At 44.1% G+C, this 19,475-nt stretch carries 16 protein-coding genes and 1 pseudogene; 3 read left to right on the forward strand and 14 right to left on the reverse strand.

Annotated features, from left to right (window positions below; genetic code table 11):
• Positions 1 to 8: 8 nt before the first annotated feature.
• Positions 9 to 1,649, forward strand: a complete 1,641-nt coding sequence (locus PTQ21_RS22190) for a response regulator (RefSeq protein ID WP_274570548.1) — start codon at positions 9 to 11, stop codon at positions 1,647 to 1,649.
• A gap of 142 nt (positions 1,650 to 1,791) precedes the next feature.
• Here the strand turns inward: PTQ21_RS22190 and PTQ21_RS22195 are convergent, their stop codons facing one another.
• The 3 genes and pseudogenes from PTQ21_RS22195 to PTQ21_RS22205 all read right to left on the reverse strand — a co-directional run.
• Positions 1,792 to 3,480 (reverse strand): extracellular solute-binding protein, encoded by a 1,689-nt coding sequence (locus PTQ21_RS22195; protein ID WP_274567177.1) that lies wholly within the window; start codon positions 3,478 to 3,480, stop codon positions 1,792 to 1,794.
• 200 nt (positions 3,481 to 3,680) lie between these two features.
• Complete coding sequence (gene bglS, locus PTQ21_RS22200) at positions 3,681 to 4,394, reverse strand: beta-glucanase (RefSeq protein ID WP_063563771.1); 714 nt, start codon at positions 4,392 to 4,394, stop codon at positions 3,681 to 3,683.
• Positions 4,395 to 4,662: 268 nt separating this feature from the next.
• A pseudogene (locus tag PTQ21_RS22205) lies at positions 4,663 to 5,178 on the reverse strand (CocE/NonD family hydrolase C-terminal non-catalytic domain-containing protein); the annotation flags it as partial.
• Positions 5,179 to 5,506: 328 nt separating this feature from the next.
• Here PTQ21_RS22205 and PTQ21_RS22210 point away from each other — a divergent pair.
• Positions 5,507 to 5,728, forward strand: a complete 222-nt coding sequence (locus PTQ21_RS22210) for a TetR-like C-terminal domain-containing protein (protein WP_274567178.1) — start codon at positions 5,507 to 5,509, stop codon at positions 5,726 to 5,728.
• 343 nt (positions 5,729 to 6,071) lie between these two features.
• Here the strand turns inward: PTQ21_RS22210 and PTQ21_RS22215 are convergent, their stop codons facing one another.
• Positions 6,072 to 6,905 (reverse strand): alpha/beta fold hydrolase, encoded by an 834-nt coding sequence (locus PTQ21_RS22215; protein WP_274567179.1) that lies wholly within the window; start codon positions 6,903 to 6,905, stop codon positions 6,072 to 6,074.
• Between the two features lie 108 nt (positions 6,906 to 7,013).
• Between PTQ21_RS22215 and PTQ21_RS22220 the strand changes: the two genes are divergently transcribed.
• Complete coding sequence (locus PTQ21_RS22220; protein WP_072733056.1) at positions 7,014 to 7,571, forward strand: TetR/AcrR family transcriptional regulator; 558 nt, start codon at positions 7,014 to 7,016, stop codon at positions 7,569 to 7,571.
• 313 nt (positions 7,572 to 7,884) lie between these two features.
• Here the strand turns inward: PTQ21_RS22220 and PTQ21_RS22225 are convergent, their stop codons facing one another.
• The 10 genes from PTQ21_RS22225 to PTQ21_RS22270 all read right to left on the reverse strand — a co-directional run bounded on the left by PTQ21_RS22225 (position 7,885) and on the right by PTQ21_RS22270 (position 19,370).
• Positions 7,885 to 9,624: an ABC-F family ATP-binding cassette domain-containing protein gene (locus tag PTQ21_RS22225; protein WP_079693690.1), complete on the reverse strand. Its 1,740-nt coding sequence runs from the start codon at positions 9,622 to 9,624 to the stop codon at positions 7,885 to 7,887.
• Between the two features lie 291 nt (positions 9,625 to 9,915).
• Complete coding sequence (locus PTQ21_RS22230) at positions 9,916 to 10,125, reverse strand: hypothetical protein (RefSeq protein WP_274567183.1); 210 nt, start codon at positions 10,123 to 10,125, stop codon at positions 9,916 to 9,918.
• Positions 10,126 to 10,302: 177 nt separating this feature from the next.
• Positions 10,303 to 11,085 carry an SDR family NAD(P)-dependent oxidoreductase gene (locus PTQ21_RS22235; protein WP_090950511.1) on the reverse strand — a complete coding sequence of 261 codons (783 nt, stop codon included), beginning with the start codon at positions 11,083 to 11,085 and terminating at the stop codon, positions 10,303 to 10,305.
• Positions 11,086 to 11,183: 98 nt separating this feature from the next.
• Positions 11,184 to 11,756, reverse strand: a complete 573-nt coding sequence (locus PTQ21_RS22240; RefSeq protein ID WP_274567185.1) for a dihydrofolate reductase family protein — start codon at positions 11,754 to 11,756, stop codon at positions 11,184 to 11,186.
• 334 nt (positions 11,757 to 12,090) lie between these two features.
• Positions 12,091 to 12,732, reverse strand: coding sequence for a hypothetical protein (locus PTQ21_RS22245; RefSeq protein ID WP_274567186.1), 642 nt, complete (start codon positions 12,730 to 12,732; stop codon positions 12,091 to 12,093).
• A gap of 455 nt (positions 12,733 to 13,187) precedes the next feature.
• Positions 13,188 to 14,462 (reverse strand): glycoside hydrolase family 125 protein, encoded by a 1,275-nt coding sequence (locus tag PTQ21_RS22250; RefSeq protein WP_420800341.1) that lies wholly within the window; start codon positions 14,460 to 14,462, stop codon positions 13,188 to 13,190.
• A gap of 158 nt (positions 14,463 to 14,620) precedes the next feature.
• Positions 14,621 to 16,249 (reverse strand): alpha-amylase family protein, encoded by a 1,629-nt coding sequence (locus PTQ21_RS22255; protein WP_274567189.1) that lies wholly within the window; start codon positions 16,247 to 16,249, stop codon positions 14,621 to 14,623.
• Positions 16,250 to 16,257: 8 nt separating this feature from the next.
• Positions 16,258 to 17,085: a carbohydrate ABC transporter permease gene (locus tag PTQ21_RS22260; protein WP_063563760.1), complete on the reverse strand. Its 828-nt coding sequence runs from the start codon at positions 17,083 to 17,085 to the stop codon at positions 16,258 to 16,260.
• The gene (locus PTQ21_RS22265; RefSeq protein WP_274567191.1) at positions 17,085 to 17,972 is read right to left on the reverse strand and encodes a carbohydrate ABC transporter permease; all 888 of its coding nucleotides are present in this window, start codon (positions 17,970 to 17,972) and stop codon (positions 17,085 to 17,087) included. The genes PTQ21_RS22260 and PTQ21_RS22265 overlap by 1 nt, the downstream gene beginning before the upstream one ends.
• A gap of 105 nt (positions 17,973 to 18,077) precedes the next feature.
• On the reverse strand, positions 18,078 to 19,370 hold the full coding sequence (locus PTQ21_RS22270; protein WP_274567192.1) for an ABC transporter substrate-binding protein: 1,293 nt from the start codon (positions 19,368 to 19,370) through the stop codon (positions 18,078 to 18,080).
• Positions 19,371 to 19,475 lie beyond the last annotated feature (105 nt).

The raw sequence follows: 19,475 nt of genomic DNA on the forward strand, positions 1-19,475 counted from the left end.
TGACACTTATGTTACAGATTTTATTAGTCGACGATGAACGTTCGGTCGTGGAGACATTAGCCGAAACCATTCCATGGGAAAGCTGCGGAATCAGTGTAGTCCACGAAGCGTTATCTGGTGATGTAGCGCTGGAGATTATGGAGAATCACGACATAGATATCGTAATTACGGACATACGTATGCCGGAGATGTCTGGTATCGCCCTTATTACGGCAATCCACGAACGATGGCCGCATGTGCAGACCATCCTTTTGTCAGGATACGCCGATTTTGAATATGCGAAGCAGGCTATTGCAAAAGAAAGCTTTGATTATTTGCTGAAACCGGTGAGCGATGAAGACCTGATCGAAACCATGCAGCGTCTCGTGGACCGGATCAAGAAAAAGTGGGAAACCGCGGCGTCATACCAACGGGCATTAAATGCTTTTCAGGATAACCTGCCTTTATTGCAATCCACTATGCTTCATGAATTGCTGACGGGTAAAACCTATTCCTCAGCAGTGCTGGCAGACAAGCTCGAGCTGCTGGAACTACCCTACTCGATTGATGAAGATCTAGGTATGCTGGTCATACGTATGGAGGAACACTTGTCCGAAATGGCACACAGCGACCTCTCATTAATGGAATATGCCATATGCAATATCATTAGCGAAGTGACGCATAATCATTTTCATATCTGGCACACACGAGATGTTCATGATTATCTTGTCGTCCTGGTCAGCGTCAAACATTCCGGCGCCAAGAATTTTAACAAGGATGAGAAGCCGCAAACGCTGCTGGAGCATTATGCGGCCCAAATTCAAACGAACGTGCAGTTGTACTTGAAAGGCGCCATCTCCATCTCGGTTTCCCGTTGGGGCAAGTTTCCTTACGAAATTGGAGAAATATATGAGGGTGCCGTAAGGTCCATGCGAAAGCGGATGGGTCAAACACAAGGTTTGTTCGTGACGGCTTCGGATGAAACGGATGTCCATCCACTGCCAGCAATCCGTTCTCTCTACAAGCCGCCAACACTCATTAGTCTGTTGGAAGCCGGACGTTTCGACGATGTGGAACAGAAAATCGAGGTGATTTTTGAAGAGCTGCTGCATTCGGGAGAGCATCATGATATCGTGGAGACGACGATTGAAGTGTACCATGCCTTAGCCGGGGCCTTTGCTTATATAATCCACAAAAACGGGAAGCAGATCTCTACCCTCCTGCCCGCTGAAACATATCGGTATTTTCAAGCACCAAGTTATGGTACCGCACAGCAGTTGAAAGACTGGTCCATCCGGACACTCCATTACATAAGCGAAGATGCTGAACAAGAGCTGAAGGACAATCACAGCACCATCGTCCGCAGTGTCAAAAGCTTTGTGGACCTGCACCTGGCTTCAGACGTATCCTTGCCAGCGATTGCAGATCATGTTCACCTGCATCCTGTTTACTTATCCAAAGTCTATAAGGCAGAGACTGGAGAAGCCCTTACAGCATATGTATATCGATTACGAATGGAAAAAGCGGCTTATTATTTGCGGACGTCAGGCGCGAAGGTATTCGAAATAGCCGATCTTGTCGGATATAACAATACTGCATATTTCATACGTGTTTTCAAAAAGTTCTATGACCTTACTCCGCAAGATTACAGGGAGAATCTACCCGTCTGAACCTAACATCGTTCCGTCCATTTGCTATCTTAGCCGCTTTTCATGACGTATCTCCAAAAAAGGCATTGCCGGAGATCTTCTCCAGCAATGCCTCTTCAATTTGTTTAGCGCGTTTACAAAAAATGCGGTGTTTTATTCGTTCTTATTTTCCGCTGGTTACAGACTGATACCACTCGTTCACTTCCTGCGTGATCTGATCCCCGCCAGAAGATTTCCACTTCTCAACAAAGGAGTCAAATGCGTCAATCGAAGTTTTGCCATAGATAATTTGAGCAAACATGTCCTTCTCCATCTTGGCTAAAATATCATTGTTCATCTGCATGGTCATCGTAGGAGCGCCAGTGAACATCTGGCTGTAAACAATGTCCTTTTGATCCAAAACAATCTTGGCTGCCTCCAGCATCGGTGCCGGTACTCCAGAATTGATTTTTTTCTCGAAAGGCGTCGTGGCCTCTTCGCCGCCGGCAAGCTTCGCTAGCGTTGTCATGCTCAAATTCGGAATTCGTGCTCCGTCAAAGGTCAACGTGTATTTCTCAGGAGCATAACCGTCTGTAAGGCTTGCATCCGTAGAAGGTTTACCATCTACCATTACCCAATCATATCCTTCGGCGAAGCCATGTTCGAATTCATCGCCCTCCGGCGGATTGGCATAATGATCAAACAGATAATTTTGGTACGTGAAAAATGTTTCCGGGTTCTTCATATCCTTGTTAATCAGGATCACGCCGTTACCATTAGATGTACCATGTCTGCCTGCTTTGCCCTCAGGTCCGGCTGGAATCGGATACGCCTTGTATTCAGCTTCAGGATAATTTTTCTTCACGTCCTCCAGCGGCCATGACGGCATCCAGTGAGGCCCCACGACGATACCTGCTTTGCCTGCAGTAAACTCTTCAGCAGCCTTGGTCTCATCATATACGCCCGCTTCTTCAGGAATATACCCCTTGCTCATCCAATCTTGCAATGTAGCAAGAGCCTCTTTGGCGCCTGGCGTCACCGAGCCGTATTCAAGCTTTCCGTCTGCGGTCAGGTTCCACTGATTCGGCATCGTGCCATAAGCTCCAAAAATCCAGCCTGCATCAGACATCCAAGTATTTATCCAGTTCTTGAATCCGATCGTCAGTCCGAACGTATCCTTTTTTCCGTTTCCATCCGGGTCTTTATTTGTAAACGTTTCCATAATAACCTCAAGATCACTTAATGTTTCGGGTGCCTTCAGATTAAATTTCTTCATCCAGTCTTCCCGAACCCACATGACTGGGTCTCCGTTGTAAGCATAATCCAGAATGGGAATACCGATTCGTTTACCGTCCTGCATGTAAGGATACCACACGGAAGGATCTTCATTCACAGCTGATTTCCATGCATCGCTCGCATATTTATCAAATAATTCGCCGGCATCGACAAACTTGCCGGTTTCGATCAACTCACGCACCAGATTGAACTCGCCGCGATACGAAATAATGTCTGGCATTTCTGCATTGGAAGCAAGCGACAGACGCAGCTTCGTTTCAAAAGCGTTATTGGTGGACGGAGATACCCACTGATTTTTCAGTTCAATCCCCAGCTTGTCTTTTGCCCATCGGGTATGAACGTTGTTGTCCTGATCCTCTCCCGACTTGAACTTCACATCTGGTCCCCACGGCCGCAAATATGTGATGCTCACTGGCGGATCATATTTTCCATCCTTCAATTCCAATGCAGTACTTGGTGCACTTGGCTCAGCTTCTTTGCTCGGCCCGCTGCTACTGCATCCACTCAGGACGGCTGACAACGCGAACATCCCTGCCAGCGCCAAACTACCTATTCGTTTCTTTTTGCTAGTGTCCAACCTTTGTTTCCCCCTGTCTATGTAATGTTGTTTACAGATTACATCATAATGAATAATCGATGTATAAGCCCATACTAATATTGCAACATTTATTGCATTAATTTAGGATATTGGAAAATGGATATGAATCTTGTATAAATGCAATCCTCTTGAGATACAAAAAAAAGCAGCCTGACGAACGGCTGCTTCTGCATGTGATTCTAGTTACTCGTATATTTCACCCAATCGTATTCAGCGTAGAGCGGATTAGCCCCGTTATATGGACCAAGCCAGTCGTCAACGCCAGTTCCGTTCCAGAGGTTCATCATGATTTTGCCGGGTGTAATGGGAATGTTGGACGTTGCAGTATGTTTCAGCACACCGTCCACATACCATTTGATATAACCTGGTTGCCAATCGAAAGCATACGTGTGGAAGCCTTGGGACGCATCAAAGCCAAGATTAATAATCTTCTCATGACCGCCGACTCCGTTCGTATAATAATTGAACTGGACTTTCGTAGTGTCTTTTCCCAGGAATTCAATATCAATCTCATCCCACTGCGTGCCATTTGCAGGCCCTGTATAGGTGAAGAAAGAAGAAACGATTCCTGTATTCTTCGCAGGCTTCATGCTCACCTCGTACAAACCATATCCATAATTGTTGGTTGATCGATATTCCCCGCAATCGAATTTGTTGTATGCAGAACTTGTTAAGCCGAGCCTGAGTTTACCGTCACTCGTAAAATTAACATTGTTAGCCCTCCAAGTACAATTGAACATTGAACCATTGGAGTAACCGTCTGCTTTTTGCCACGTACTCGGGTTGAAGTAACTTAACGGCTCCCAGAACACATACCCCGCGAAAGCGCTTACGGAAAAGAATAAAGAAACGAATCCTGACATAATTAATGTGTACCATGCCTTTCTTTTCATCATACACCTCCATCACTGATTCCAACCTGCAAGCAATCGTTATAAGTCAATTGGCATAAGTCATTCGTGAAAATCAACTACATTAACAGCCTTTCAACTTATAAAACGCTTTCATGGTTGGTGCTTCTATTTTATATGGATCAGGATAGGCGAACTATAACAAACTTTAAAGAATGAATATTCAATTTTCAAGATAATCATTTCTACATAGATTCTTTTCAAGAACTTCTGCCCAAAATAAATATGGGTTCATTAATCAGGGCTTTCACTACTCTTTCGAAGGAATCACCGGTACCAAAAGGAATGAATCATACTTTCCACCGACATGAATGGAATGAGTTCCTTTGTTCACTGTATCGGTGTGCCCATAACCCCTTGAACCTGTTGGGTTGTCATCGATAATGATATCACTACCTTTTATAACCAGCACCAGACTTTCCCCACTTTTGAGGAATACGCTTGAAGGCAATATTTCAATTTCTACCGGCACGATCTCACCTTTAGTAAGCTTCAATAATCTCTTGTGCTTCAGTACAGGCTGATATGGCGTAGATTTCACAGGATCCCGCTCTCTATGGGAAACTCTTAACCATCCACTAGCCACCTGACCGTTTTCAATATGGTTGAAGTCAGGCAAGAATACTTCATTACCCCGTCTGTCGAATTTCTTAATGCCGACAAAAAGATCCATATCATCCGTGTCATCGGTGGAGACCCAGAGCTTGAGCTTCATATTTCCGGTGATCTCCATGTCCTCGTTGGCGGTAAATCTAAACCGTAAATCACTGTTTGCAGTCTGACCAAGCTCGGCATTAAAGGTCAGTGTGGATTCGTTCTGAACCTCAGCTGACGTATATTGTGACCTTATGCTCACTATCAAGACAAATTTGATTTAATGACAAAATGCGAAGAGGAAATTATGCTTGATTTGTCCAGACTTACGAAAGAAAGCTACCCAAGTGTTATTTCCGCACTTGAAACTGATTCAGAAACATTAATGCCATTTACCTTTACTATTTCATTATTTGAGTATTTAAATATAAATAGCGGATTTATTTGCCGTGTTAGGTCCAAATGGGGATTTAACATTTCAAACCAGATTGAAAGAATTCATGTGGGAAACACTCTATGGAAATAATCCAAATGCTTTTTTAAAGGAAGAAGATTCCCTTGTTCCAGGACAATATTTAGCTGCTTATATCGGAAGTGCGATTATAGGGGTATTTCAACAATGGTTGGAAAGTGGCACGAAAGAATCTCCTCTTGAAATGGCTCGTATCCTAACGACCATTTCGATTAATGGCCCCTTCTTTGCAGCTGGTTTAAAAAAATAATTCACCCAGAGAATCTGATTTTGACATTAATCATGGGTCGTAAGGAATGTGAATACTAACCGATAGCGCGGGGAATCAGAACTATTGTCGAATTCTTGCGAAACTAAATAACCAGCCACCGGTAGGATTACGGCGACTGGTTACTTAAAAGAACAGTATTATATGAAACTCTACACTAATATGCCAATGATCGGCACGTAGTTGACGCTGTGTAGGGAAACTTCGAATGCAGCCAGCTTGCCTTAAACCAGGGACGGATGATTGCTCATCAACCCCTTTTAACATATCCTTCTCAGTGCTCTACTCTCAAATTCACTTTGACAGCTTTTCACCGCTTCTTACATTAAACAAACAATTCTTCTAAAGTGTGAGCAAATTCCTGCGGCTTTTGAGCATAGCCTAAATGAGCGCCTGCGATGGAGTGAATCGGTAAACCAAGTTTCTCGGATAAGTCTTTGACTACATCTTGAGGAAAGGAGCCAACGGAATCTGTTCCATTAAATAAGACAATTTTAGCTTTTTGTTCGGTCAGCTTGTTGATATCGATTTTACGGCTAGTATATTGGCGAATTTCATATTTGAACCAATCAACCATTCCTTTAACCACGGGATTATCAACATTTTCAATCGAAACTGCTGGCTTAGCCATCATCTGGGTATCCATCGGAACGGTATGCATAGCTTCAGCGAATAGTTTCATGGCTGCTGCCATTCCCTCTGTTTGAAAAGTTTCAACTATTTTATCATTCATTGCTGCCCATTCTGCGGAATCAGCCAAAAATGTGTTAATAGGCGGTTCATGGAATGCAATTTTTTTAACAATATCAGGATGGTCTTGCAAGGTTTCCATTGCGACAATTGCTCCTGAACTGCTGCCTAAAATATATATAGGTTCATCACTTAGATGTTCTGCCAAAGCTGCTACATCATTAGCGTCGGTTTCAAGACGGTACGTGCTATGTGGATTGTGAGCATCTTCTGGCAACGGTGATGTTAATTCACTCTGTCCGTAGCCACGGCGGTCATATGTTACCACAGTATATCGGCTTTTTAGAAATTTTGCGGTGCCCGTATAAATATCCCCAGTGCCATTAGCTCCCGGAATAAAGAGGAGAACAGGACCTTGGCCCACTGTTTCATAATGTAAATTGGCACCATTAACTTGTAATCTGCTCATTGGAAATCGCTCCTTTAAAAGTATTTGAAAACTATTGCTAACTCATGACATGAACTATATACTCATGGTATGAGTTGGTCAAGTCAGCAAACAAAAAAGGATGGAATTATGACAAAGAGAATTAGTTTATCAAGAGAACTTGTCCTTGAACAAGGCTTAAAAATCAGCAGTGAACTGGGCTTTGATAAGCTGACCTACAACGGGTTGGCCCGTTCATTATCCATTCAGCCACAGTCGTTATATCGGTATGTAAGTAATTTGGAGGATTTAAAAAGTGGAGTTGTAGCTATCTACATAAAGGGCTTGGTCGACTTAATCTACCATGAATTATTAGCGTACTCTGGAAAAGACGCGTTACGTAAATTTGCATTATGCGTAATTTCATATTCACAATCTAAACTCACATTCCCAGAAATGGTTGGAGGACTGGCTGAATTCAGCTATACCGAAGCCGTTTCGCAACAAATGGAACATTTGCATAACATTTTAGTTGAACTTATTAAAGCCATTACAAAAGATCAATCAAAGATTGAACAAAATGAACAATTATTTCTGAGTTATGTACTTGGACATCTGCAACTCATGAATAATGGGATTGCTCCGAAAAAAGTAAATATTCAACAAAACTTTGAAGAGAACATTGAACGATTATTCTCGTTATTTTAATGGAGGCGACTTTTATTATCCTTATCTGAATTACAATTATTCCTTAAAGTTGCTCATGCGGTCAGAAAGTTGGACTCCATCCTCATAGCAACAAACTATTAATGAGAAAAGTCAATGGTCCTTTATAGGAAGGAAGAATCATTATCTACTGTTCTAAAATAAAAGCACCCCAAGTGAACCACTGACTACGACAAGAGCTATCAAGAAATCAATGCAATAAAAAAGACACTGATATTTTATTCATCAGTGTCTTTTTTATGGATACTTTTCAACCAACATCATGTTTCATCGTTGAACTCAAGACTAATTCACTTTAAAGCAACTTAATTAGCTCTTCTAGCTCATCGACCAAACCTTTTGCAAGTTCAAAATTCGTATCTTTTAAAGCCAATTCTATTTTCATTTCAACAGACTTTTTCTTTTGTTCAATTTCTAGATAGTCTTCATTAAAATGACTCGCATAAATCATCTGTCTAAATTCTAGTATACTCATTTTACTAATCGTCTTGTCCTCAATAATTAAAACATAATCCATACCATTAACAACAGAATAGAAATCATGAGAAATCATGAGAATCGCACCTTTGTAGTCCTCAATAGCTTTCTCCAATGCGATTTGTGTATAGATATCTAAATGGCTTGTCGGTTCATCAAGAAGCAGTAAGTTTGCTTGACTGGCAGAAACTTTAGCCAACTGAAGCATATTTTTTTCTCCGCCAGATAACGATTCGATCTTTTGATCCAGGATTTCTCCTTCAAAGCCATAGTTTGAAAGATACGATCTAATCTCATCATAGGTTTGAAACCCGGCATCTATGAATTCATTTAGTATAGTATTCGAATCTTTTAGCATTTCGCCTTGAACCTGAGATAAATAAGCCACATTAACCTCAGCATTTATTTCAATGGAATCCTGATTATTTTTAAAGATTTCTCGGAGTAAAGTCGTTTTCCCGGTACCGTTCGGACCGATCAGGGCTACTTTATCTGTCGATTTGATCTCGAAGTTCACTTTTTCCAAAAGCAACTCGTCAAAGGAAACGCTATAATTATTAACGTTAACCACAACGGTGTCTTCCATTTCCTTATCGATACCAAAACTGATATTCGGCTGCTTGATATCGACAAATGGCTCTTTGATTCGACGTGCTTCCAATCTCTCTTGAAACTTGACTCTGGCTTTTAACGCTCTGCCTCTGGAGGCTTCCGAATTATACGTGGCAATCTCTCTAAGATTGTCGATGATGTGATCGTATCTCTCAATTTCTTCAGCTTCAGCAACCGCAATTTCTTGCAGCTCGATCTTAGTCTGAAGCAGCGAGAAGTTATAATCGATATACCGCCCATCAAACTCTTGGATCTCCGTGTTTTCAAGGTGTATAATTTTGTTGAAACAATGATTCAATAGATATCGGTTGTGCGTCACAACTAGCAGCATTCCCTTGTGGGAATTAATAAGTTTTTTAAGCGCATTTAGGTTTTCAAAGTCTAAAAATACATCGGGTTCGTCCATAATCATTAAGTCTGGACGACTGAGCATTTCCTTCATCACTTGAATAAGTTTGAATTCCCCACCACTCACATCGGATATACTAAGATCCTTGAGCTTCATGAGGTTGGCCAGGTTTAGCTGCTTATTAATGGTGTTTTCGAAATTATCCCCATCCATTGCCTCGAAGGCATCCAAAGCCAATTGAACCTTTTCCAGCAGCGAATCCATATCCGACGTGGTAGCCATCTCCGCATAAATGGCTGTGATTTCATCTTGCATCTTGATGAATTCTTCTCCGATATATTCAAAAACGGTCATTTCTTTCGTTTTTTCGATTTGCAAGAACTGACTTACATACCCAATTCTGCAAGTTGGGTCTATCTCTAACTTGCCATCGAACAAATATCTTTCCGGATCCATCAGGATATCGATCAGTGTACTTTTCCCACTGCCACTTGTTCCGATAAAAGCGCAATGTTGTGCCTCTTCAAACGTAAATGAAATGTTATTATATAGTTCCTTTTGTGGAAATGAGAAGGATAAGTTATCAACTTTTATCATAGTGTTACCTTTCTTTACAACTAAAATGGTGACTATTATTAAATATATTGTCGAACACAGACTTTTAGAGTAACACTGTTTACCCCCAAGTTCAATCTATTTGTAGCCCCTTACCCTCACTTCGAAATTCTAGTACTTTCTTTAAAATGGTGACTTGTTAGACGATTCTCAGAATTAACCATTGAACTTGTACCGTAAAAACAAAAAAAGCCGCTAATTGCGACTTTCAAAGGGATCTACCTTTCCCCCGACACATGTACGTACCGGTTCCGGTCATTTATAACACTCCCTTCACTCTTTCTTTTTTTTGAAGAAATCGAACTTGATCACATAATCAAAGAGAAAGGTGATTGCAACAGCTCCAAGTGGAATCATTGCGTAGGCCCAAGGCGGAATACTCGGAGCTTCACCAGGAGGTGCGTCAATTAAAATCTCAAAAAGAACAACACAGTAAATTACGGCCAATACAATACCTGTTACGTTCCTATCTTTTTTACGCATAGCTACTTTCACCTCCCTTACTTACGTTATTCTTCCCGTTAATCGACACCATGTTCTTATCGATTCCAGCATTCGGTACAAACTCTTATCCCTTGCCATTATTTTTCAGGAAAAAAAGCCCCAATTTGAGGCTTGTTATTGAGTCACACTATTAACATATACCCCTACATATCATTTTTATAATACAGAGGATGTACCACCATCTATGTTCACGGCAGTTCCTGTTACATAAGAGGCTGCACCCGACACAAGAAAAGCAATCACTTTTGCCGCCTCTTCTGTTTGACCTATTCTCTTGAGTGGGATACCGTGAATGGGGTTAGAAGCGAACTCCTCCCAACTCTGCTCTGGTGCTGAAGCCTTCCACATCCGCTCAATCTGATCGCTACGAATCAGACCGATGCACACGGCGTTAACACGAATATTGTCCTTGGCGAGGTCTTTGCTCATGGCCTTCGTTAGTGCAAGTCCTGCCGCCCGACTGACTGATGTTGGCAAAGATGATGCAGATGGTGTCTTCCCTACAGTCGCCGTCACATTAAGGATGGAACCGCCACCTCTTTGACGCATATGAGATACTGCTGCCTTAGAACTGTGGACTGCTCCTAACAATTTCAAATCCAGATCTGAATACCAGCTTTCGCTGCTAACCTCTTCAAACGGATTAGCCGCAGCCGTTCCAGCATTGTTAATCAAAATATCCAATCCACCGAAATGCTGTACAGTCTGCTCTACCACACCTCGTACCTCTGCTTCTACTGAAATATCTGCAGAGATGACCAGTGCATCTGTCCCTGTCGTTTGCTTAATACGTTTCGCCGCAGCTTGAAGCGCCTCTTCGTTGCGGGCAACGATTGCCACCTTTGCGCCTTCCGATGCTAGAACAACTGCTGTCTCTAGTCCAATTCCTTTGCTACCGCCTGTTATTAGTGCTATTTTATCCTTTAATCCTAAATCCATTTGTATTTCCTCCCTTATTGCCTCCACTAATTGAACTAGACTGGTTATATTCAACTATCATTCCCGTTAGCGTAATCATCTTAAGTGACAAGGTCATCTTACCGTGTCTGGTAAACGAGGCCTATGGCTCCAGAATCAAAGGTCTTGTTTTCGATTAGCTTAAGATTGACCATCTCCTTGAGACCTTGAAATAACGGCAATCCTTTACCGATCAGGACAGGAGAAACCGTAATCTTATACTCATCAATTAAATCAAGCTGCATAAGATGGTGTGCGAACCTAGGACTACCGAGGATGACCATATCCTTGCCTGGCTGCTGTTTGAGGTTATTGATCTCTTCCTCGACATTTTCTTTCACGAGTCTGGAATTATTCCATTCAACTTTCTCCAGCGTCGTGGAAAAAACGATTTTGGCTGTGTTTTCGATCCACTCGGCATGATTCCGTTCATGCTGCGAAGCTTCTGGGTTTGAAGGTACAGATGGCCAGTAACTGTGCATCATCTGATAAGTCCCACGCCCCCAAATGACAGTGTCGGCAGTACTCAGAATTTCTTTCGCGTGTTTCTCCAAATCAGCATCGTAGGAAACCCAGCCAATATCCATTTCACCGTTTGGCCCTTCTACAAAACCGTCAAGAGATGCGTGCAGAAATAGAACGAGTTTTCTCATTTTCAGTTCTCCTTTGTTCAAGAGGGATATTTACATTTTACATTTACTACATTTTACCATAATTTAAGTTGGGTTGTTTCTTATGGATTGCTAATCTCCAACCTGTCCGTTAACAAAAAAAAGCAGCTGAATTTGGTATTACCCCCTTTTAGTCGACAAGGGATCAAAGACATCTTTAAGATGGACTTATCTTGCCTAACGAAGGGGATAACACCAATATTGCCACTTTCAAAGTTGAACAATTTCTTGTCCATCGATATTTATTCCCGACCGTAAAGTAAATTACACCATCACTCTATTAATAACTACAACGCCTTCCGCGAGTGTAGTTCATTTATTGTGCTTGTTGTTCATCTGCATAATACCTTTCATATTCTTTAGTCAACGTGTAACGCTGTACACCTTTGCACGCATTCATCGCTTCCTTAGCGTGCTGGATAGCCAGTTCGCGCCGACCCAATTTGCGTTCTAACTCAGCAAGAAGTGCAGATCGCATCCATTGTCTTCTAATCGATTTCAGGTGCTCCCTTGCTTGCTCACTCTTCTCTTCCTCCAAAAGCAAAAACGTCTCGTAATATGTACGGTAATCTGATCTGCGCATCTGGAGTACCGCTTGCCGAACCGCAGTCATGTCCTTGCGATAAGCACCATAAGCGGCTTGATATATCGCTTGCCTCGATTTTTTCGTCGTCTGTTTTCTAAGTTTCTCCATCGTGAACTCGACTTCATCATCCAGTCTGTTAGCAGTCACATAATAAATATAAATATAGGGTGTATGATGATTTTTACGTAAAAAAGCTTCCACACGGTCCATCCGGGTTTCCCATGCCATTGGGTACAAAACGTGAATCGTAAACGCAATAAGTGTGGCCACCAGCACCGTTCCTACGATAAGAAAAACAGATTGTTCATTCCACAACATCATCAGCACAAATACAAATACAACGGAATAAAACGTAACATTCCACCTACTCATTCTCATCTATCATTCCCTTCAGCATCTAAATCATGAAGTATCTATTATATCAGAATTAAAACTATATATTGTATAAATTTAGGAGACAAAGATTGATATCACCAACAAAATAGAATTTCAACAGATATGGTGAAAACAAGTCTTCAACGTGCTTCCTGTACGCTGTGAGAACCATACGTATAGCTCGCTGTATGTAATGACAACAAAACAGGGCATCTTCAGTAGATGCCCTGTTTTGTTTCAAAAAATGGTCTTCCATTCATCACACTTGTTAAACACCCAAATTTGTTTTGTATTCAGCATTTTGCAAATGTCCGAATTGCTGAAAGATTCATCCCCGTCCCAGTTTCTGAATGAGCCACTGAAACAATACAGATTCCGCTTTAGGTTCGTATTAGGTTTCGGTTCTGGGTTGAGATTGGAATTGAGATTAGAGCCTGATCGAATCTCGATTCTTATTCTCCTTCATCGACATATTTCATTATCAGCTCACTGCAAATGGAGTTGGCCCAGGCGAACCAAGGTCTGGTGAATTTCCCGGGATCATTGACATCAAAACCTTCATGCATAAACCCGGTATCGGCATCTGTTGTCTCCAGCAGAACCAGCAACTGTTCCAGCTCTTCAGGGTCCTCGGTAGTCAGCCCTTGCATCGCCAAGGCAATATGCCAGATGTAATTATGCGGGGTATGCGGACTGCCAATCCCCTTTGCTTTTTCACCAGCAAAATAATAGGGATTATCCTTACTCAGAATAAACCGTCGGGTGTTCAAGTACACCGGATCATCGGCCTTGCAATATCCAAGATAAGGAAGGGACAACAGGCTGGGCACATTCGCGTCGTCCATCAGATTGTAGTTGCCCATTCCGTCCGTCTCATAAGCATAGATTCGTCCATATACGGGATGCTCCGTGATCGCATACGTCTGAATGCCTTCTTCGATCTCATCCAGCAGCAGCTGGGACCGGCGGCCGATATCCTGATGTCGTAGTACATCTTTATTAATCTCCACAATATAGCGCAGAGCCACGGCAGCGAACATATTCGCCGGAACCAGATACCCGTAAGTGCAAGCATCATCGCTTGGACGGAAGCCGCTCCAGGTCATCCCGGTATAAGCTACAGGCGTGCCGCGCCCACCATAACTCAGCGTATCCGTCTCCGGGCAGTTCAATCGCTCAAACGTGTACGGAGATTGCTCGTGGCGCTGTTCTTTTGTCCACAGATCGAGGATATTCAAAACTGCTTCCTGAAAAACATCGTCGAAAATCTCAATATCGCCGTTTGCCTTCCAGAACAGATACGCCAGCTGTATCGGGTAACATAGGGAGTCGATCTCGTATTTGCGTTCCCACACCCAAGGATTATGTTCGGTAATATCGTCCTTGTGGCCGTGATTATTGCCTTCGCGGTTGAACGCATTCGCATACGGGTCCAGATTAATGTAAAACATTTGCTTGCGGATTACCCCTTTGATCATATCAGCTAGCTCGGAGTCCTTCACGGCATCGCCAATATAGTGCCGCACCTGGGCAGAGGAATCTCTCAGCCACATTGCCGGTATATCTCCCGTAATTACAAAAGCCGTTCCGTCTTCAAGTTGCTGAAAGGTGGTCTCCAGCGTGTTGGGATAACAGTTCTGAAACAGCTGCGCCAGTTTGGGGCGGTGGGAAAGCTTGCTTGTTACACGTTCAATCGTCTCCTTGATAGCGGTGATGTCAGATTTCATTTTCATAATCCTCCGTTGTTAATTATTATTCTATCTATATTTGGGCTGAGCCAAAATCAGCGGTTCACGTTGTGAATAAAGACGCTACATATTCAAAAGGTTCTTATGCTCTATTCGCACTTTATATCAAACTCTGATTCTTAAATTCAGCCTCTATATCAGTTCCAGCTAAAATAGCCCGAGCAGGCTTCGATACTCCCCTTATCCGTCCAGTCATAATCTGAAATTACCCCACCCGATTTCCAGCGGGAAGGTGCCATATTGGAGAGCCAGTCCAATGGCTCAGAGACTGCTGTAGCTATAGCTGCCCGTTCAAAGGCTTCGGTGACCGCCTTGCGCTGTTCACTGCCCATGGCTTTGGGATCGGCCGACACGAAGAGCGGGGTGCCGCTACGCGACAGAACATCCAGCCACTGTCTGTTCATTTTCCAATCCACATTGTTTGTCAATCCCACACAATCAGCGTCAACGGCATAGAGCGTGTCATGCTGAGGCATTCGGAAGGCCAAGGTGTTGATCCCCATCCGGCGAGTGCGTTCCCATTGAAGACCACTGGTATCGTCGCCGGTACGCTGAATTTCAAAGATGCCTGCCGACAAGTGGGACAGTGTGTTGCAGCCGATAATGAGCGTATCTCCAGCATTACGTTTGATCGCCTTGTACAACGCAAGAATAATCTCTGCAGATGTTCTGGAATGGTCGGCGAAATGCCAGCCGTCATCGGTAATACCCATGCCAAAGCGGCTGCCCCAACGACCAAACAGATCATAGGTTGTAAAATCATGCTTCAGCAACTTGTAGCCCCAGCCTGTATAACGGGCTACATAGTCTGCGATGGACTCCAGCACCTCCGGAATGCTGGGATCCAGAATGTAACCTTCCGGCTGTTCCGCTTTTGCTAATGGATTGTTTAGCAGCCACTCCTTGGGCGAATCCATCGTTGTCAACAGCGGGCGGAACCACATGCCAGGACGCACGCCCGTCTCTGTCATTTGCCTGGCCAGCTGTTCCATATCCGGGAACAGCTGCTCATCCGGCAGCCATGGCTGATGGCGGCTCGCGGCAAATTTGCCCCAGTTTTTCTGCCAACCGTCGTCAATGACCATATATGGACGATTGACAGAAGAAGTGGCCAGCGAGGACATCAGCTTGCTGTCTTCAAGAATCTGTCCATGGGAGCTGTGCCCATAGGCATAATACCAGTTGTTTCCCCCGTAGACGGGGAATTTCGGCAGCACCGGTTGCTCGCACATTACACGGCAGAACGCCTGCGTTGCCTCAAATGGTGTCTCTCCAAGCTCTCCCTTACGGCTGACCACTTCAGCCGCCTCGAGCTGGCGACCACTCAGTAGCACGCCCGTACCCCCGCATCGCACATCAAGGACCAGCGTCACCCAGTGGGCGTCGACGAACCAACAGCATAGCGAGGCCGGCCCGGTCTTCACGCCGTAACCATGCGTGATGCCGTCTTGGAGGGCCATGAAATACCAGGGCATCTCCCGGTCTGGCATAATACCCGCCCATTGCAGATCACCATAAGATCTCTCCCAGTGGTCGCCGAGCAGTCTAACATGCTCGCCGATCTCCCGGTTCCATCTCAGCGCAATCCGGCTAACCGGAGTCTGATCGGCAGATAGACTCACGCCTAGGCTTCCGGTCTGCTTACGTACCTCTACCCGGATATCCTCATCCGTATATACGCCGCTTTGTGACTCCATGCGGCTCCAGCTTTTGTCCTCCTGGACCAATACGATTTCGGGAAGTTCAATAAGATCAAAATAAGCCATACCATTCCTCACCCTTTCACAGCACCTGATGAGATGCCTTTAATAAATTGTTTCTGGAAAATCAGAAATAGCACAATCATAGGTGCAGCCGACATTAAACAACCCGCCGCCACCCAGTTCATCTGCGATTGGTACTGCCCAACGAATCTGGACAAAGCGACCGTAAGATTCTGCACATCCTTGTTCTGCAAAATATAGAGCGACATGCCGTACTCGTTCCAGATACCCACCCCTTGTAGAATTACCACTGACGCCGTAATCGGCTTCAGCAGCGGCAGAATCAGCTTGAAGAAAATACCGATTCGGCTCGCACCGTCAATATAACCGGCTTCATCCAGTTCTTTGGGGATCGAACTGATAAAGCCCGTATAAAGAAAGATGGACATCGGCAGTGAGAAGGCCGTCTGAACCAGAATCGCTCCCCATAGCGTGTTCAGCGCATGCATTTTGATCAAAATCATATACAGTGGCACAATCAGCGTCAGCGAAGGAATGATCATACAAGCGATAAAGGTGGTATAGATCGCTTTATTCAGTTTAGACTTGTTTCTCGACAGCGGGTATGAGGCCATGGAAGAGACCAAGATAACAAGTAGTAACGTAAAGACCGTAATAATAATATTGTTCATGAAAGCTGTGCCGAGACCCGCGCTTTTCCAAGCATCCACAAAGTTCGCAAATACAAACTCTTTCGGAATGCTGATCGTCGACTTGTAGTCGGTTACATCCTTCAGTGAGATGTTGATCATCATATAGAAAGGGATCAGCGGAATCAGGCATATGATTAGACTGACAACGGCAATGAAGATTTTCTTGACGGTATTATTCCGCTTCATCAATATTCGACCTCCCGTTTCCGCAGATTACCCAGCACAAGCAGACCGACGACACCGATAATGACGAACATAAAGTTTCCGACCGTTGTGGCATAGCCTGCATCCTGCTGCCCCGAGTAGACGGAGTACATGAATGTGGACAGGGACGAAGTTGTATATCCAGGTCCGCCATTCGTCAAAGCCATGATAATATCGAACAACTTGAGACCGCCGATAAGATTGTACACGACATTAATGGTGATGGCTGGCATAAGCAGCGGCAAGGTAATCGATCTGAACTTGGCAAAAGCAGAGGCACCATCCAGATCGGCCGCTTCATAGTAATCGGAAGATATCGACTGGAGTCCAGTCAGATAGATAATCATCGCCGGTCCAATGAACTGGAAATTATTCACAATAATGATGCTGGTTACAGAGCTGCTCCATTGATTAAGCCAGTTCTTCGGCTCTATGCCGAACCAGGAAATCACTTCATTCATCGTTCCGCCGTTATATTGGAAGAAATAGTACAAGATGTACCCCATAATGAGCGGTGAGACAATAACGGGCAAATACACGATCGTGCGGACAACGCCCCGCAGACGGAATTTCATATCCACAAACAGTGCATACAGCAGCCCGAATAAGTTCTGGAAGACGGTACTCAGAATTCCATATAAAAAGGTATTGAAAATGACAAGCCCCATATCTTTATCCGCAAACAGGCGGGCGTAATTTTTCCACCCAATAAAATTCCGTGCTTCAGAGTAACCGTTCCAGTCAGTAAATGAGATCATAATGCCCTGAATGAACGGGTAGGCAATAAAAACAAAGAAAAAGATCAGTGCAGGAATGTACATTACGTTGATGCTTGACTGGGAATGTCTTATCTTTTTGAAGGTGTTCATTCGGCTTAACTCCTCCTATCTGTATTGCTTATCTTTGACCTGAAATGAAGATACCTTCATCAGTCCCAAAGAGGGAACTTATGAAGGTACGTTATCCATCAAACCTTATTTATCGAGCAACCGGGTATAGCTATCGTTCATGTCCTTGGCAAATTGATCCACGGAGTACGACCCGGTGAACAGCATTTGACCGTATTTGGAGATAGCATCCCACATTCCACTTGGCAGGAAGGCCCGGTCAAAGTAAGGCACAATTCTCGCATTTTTGGAAGCTTCGTAATAAGGCGTCATCTCTCCCAAGTCCACATTGACATCGGTAAAGGCCGAGCGGATATTCGCTTCTTCACAGAGCTGCTTGTTGATCTCTGGCTTGGCAAAATACGCGATGTATTTCTTAGCTGCTTCCATATGCTTCGTGTTCTTCGAGATCCCCCAGGCATCAGTCTCTCCACCAACCAATACAGGTTCATCCTTATCGGAGAAGGTCGGGATCGGGAAGAAGCCGATTTTCACATTTGGATTGTATTTCACTGCGGAATCTTTAATTCCAAATCCGGTGATGGCAATAAGCGCCTCATTGTTGGCAATGGCTTTGGCGGTATCGTCATTCTTGGCCGTTAGAATGTCCACGTTGACATAGCCCTTGTCTTTCATAGTCTGGAACAGCTCGCCAAGCGGCTTATAGTGATTCCAATCGAACGTGCCGTTCTTCAATTCTTCGCCGTAGTTATTGTTGCTGTCTGTCGTAAGCAGTGTGCTGGAGAAAAAATCTACAGCCTGGCCGATCGGCCAGCCGTCGCCACCGCCAATATGGATCGGAACTACTTTACCACCGCTTTCTTTTTTAACCTTCTCACACAATGCCAGCAGCTCATCTACCGTCTTCGGCACTTGAAGATTGTATTTCTCAAACAGATCCACATTGTAAGCGATTGCAGAAGTGTCAGAATCAATCGTCATGGACAGCACCCGGCCATCCGCATCCGTTACCTGCTCTTTCAGGGAAGGAATTAAGCGGGGTACCCATTCCTCATTCGAGAGATCGGCCAGTTGGTCGCTGTACTTGCCAATGGCCCAGCCATGTGTTGACCAGATATCCGGCATCTCATCCGATGACATCTTGATCTTCAGGATGTTCTCATATTCCTTACCCGGGGCATTGAAATCAATTTTGATGCCTGGATTCTCTGCTTCGAATTGTCTCGATACTTTCTCCAGAGCGGCTGCACCTTCACCACTACGCTGGGTCCATACGGATAAAGTAATGGTATCTTCCTTACTGGAGCCTCCAGATTCCTTGCTGGAGTTGGAGCTGGAACAGCCGGTAAACAGTGCGGCAGCCATCGTCAGCATCATTGAAACCGCTAACATTCTTTTCAATCTTTTTCCTTTTGCCATCTGTCTGATTTCCCCTTCTGCATTTGTATTTGTAAGGCTTAATTCAATTCTAGGGCAGCCGCAACTGAATGTGCAGATAGCCAATCTACACTCCAGGTGCAAATT

It is taken from the genome of Paenibacillus marchantiae, assembly GCF_028771845.1.
Classification (GTDB): Bacteria; Bacillota; Bacilli; order Paenibacillales; family Paenibacillaceae; genus Paenibacillus; species Paenibacillus marchantiae.

Coding starts and splice junctions, on each gene's coding strand:
- PTQ21_RS22265 (WP_274567191.1), bottom strand. CDS start 17,972: ATGAACACCTTCAAAAAGATAAGACATTCCCAGTCAAGCATCAACGTA.
- PTQ21_RS22270 (WP_274567192.1), bottom strand. CDS start 19,370: ATGGCAAAAGGAAAAAGATTGAAAAGAATGTTAGCGGTTTCAATGATG.
- PTQ21_RS22210 (WP_274567178.1), top strand. CDS start 5,507: ATGTGGGAAACACTCTATGGAAATAATCCAAATGCTTTTTTAAAGGAA.
- PTQ21_RS22190 (WP_274570548.1), top strand. CDS start 9: ATGTTACAGATTTTATTAGTCGACGATGAACGTTCGGTCGTGGAGACA.
- PTQ21_RS22260 (WP_063563760.1), bottom strand. CDS start 17,085: ATGAAGCGGAATAATACCGTCAAGAAAATCTTCATTGCCGTTGTCAGT.
- bglS (WP_063563771.1), bottom strand. CDS start 4,394: ATGAAAAGAAAGGCATGGTACACATTAATTATGTCAGGATTCGTTTCT.
- PTQ21_RS22235 (WP_090950511.1), bottom strand. CDS start 11,085: ATGGATTTAGGATTAAAGGATAAAATAGCACTAATAACAGGCGGTAGC.
- PTQ21_RS22220 (WP_072733056.1), top strand. CDS start 7,014: ATGACAAAGAGAATTAGTTTATCAAGAGAACTTGTCCTTGAACAAGGC.
- PTQ21_RS22250 (WP_420800341.1), bottom strand. CDS start 14,462: ATGAAATCTGACATCACCGCTATCAAGGAGACGATTGAACGTGTAACA.
- PTQ21_RS22255 (WP_274567189.1), bottom strand. CDS start 16,249: ATGGCTTATTTTGATCTTATTGAACTTCCCGAAATCGTATTGGTCCAG.
- PTQ21_RS22245 (WP_274567186.1), bottom strand. CDS start 12,732: ATGAGTAGGTGGAATGTTACGTTTTATTCCGTTGTATTTGTATTTGTG.
- PTQ21_RS22215 (WP_274567179.1), bottom strand. CDS start 6,905: ATGAGCAGATTACAAGTTAATGGTGCCAATTTACATTATGAAACAGTG.
- PTQ21_RS22230 (WP_274567183.1), bottom strand. CDS start 10,125: ATGCGTAAAAAAGATAGGAACGTAACAGGTATTGTATTGGCCGTAATT.
- PTQ21_RS22240 (WP_274567185.1), bottom strand. CDS start 11,756: ATGAGAAAACTCGTTCTATTTCTGCACGCATCTCTTGACGGTTTTGTA.
- PTQ21_RS22225 (WP_079693690.1), bottom strand. CDS start 9,624: ATGATAAAAGTTGATAACTTATCCTTCTCATTTCCACAAAAGGAACTA.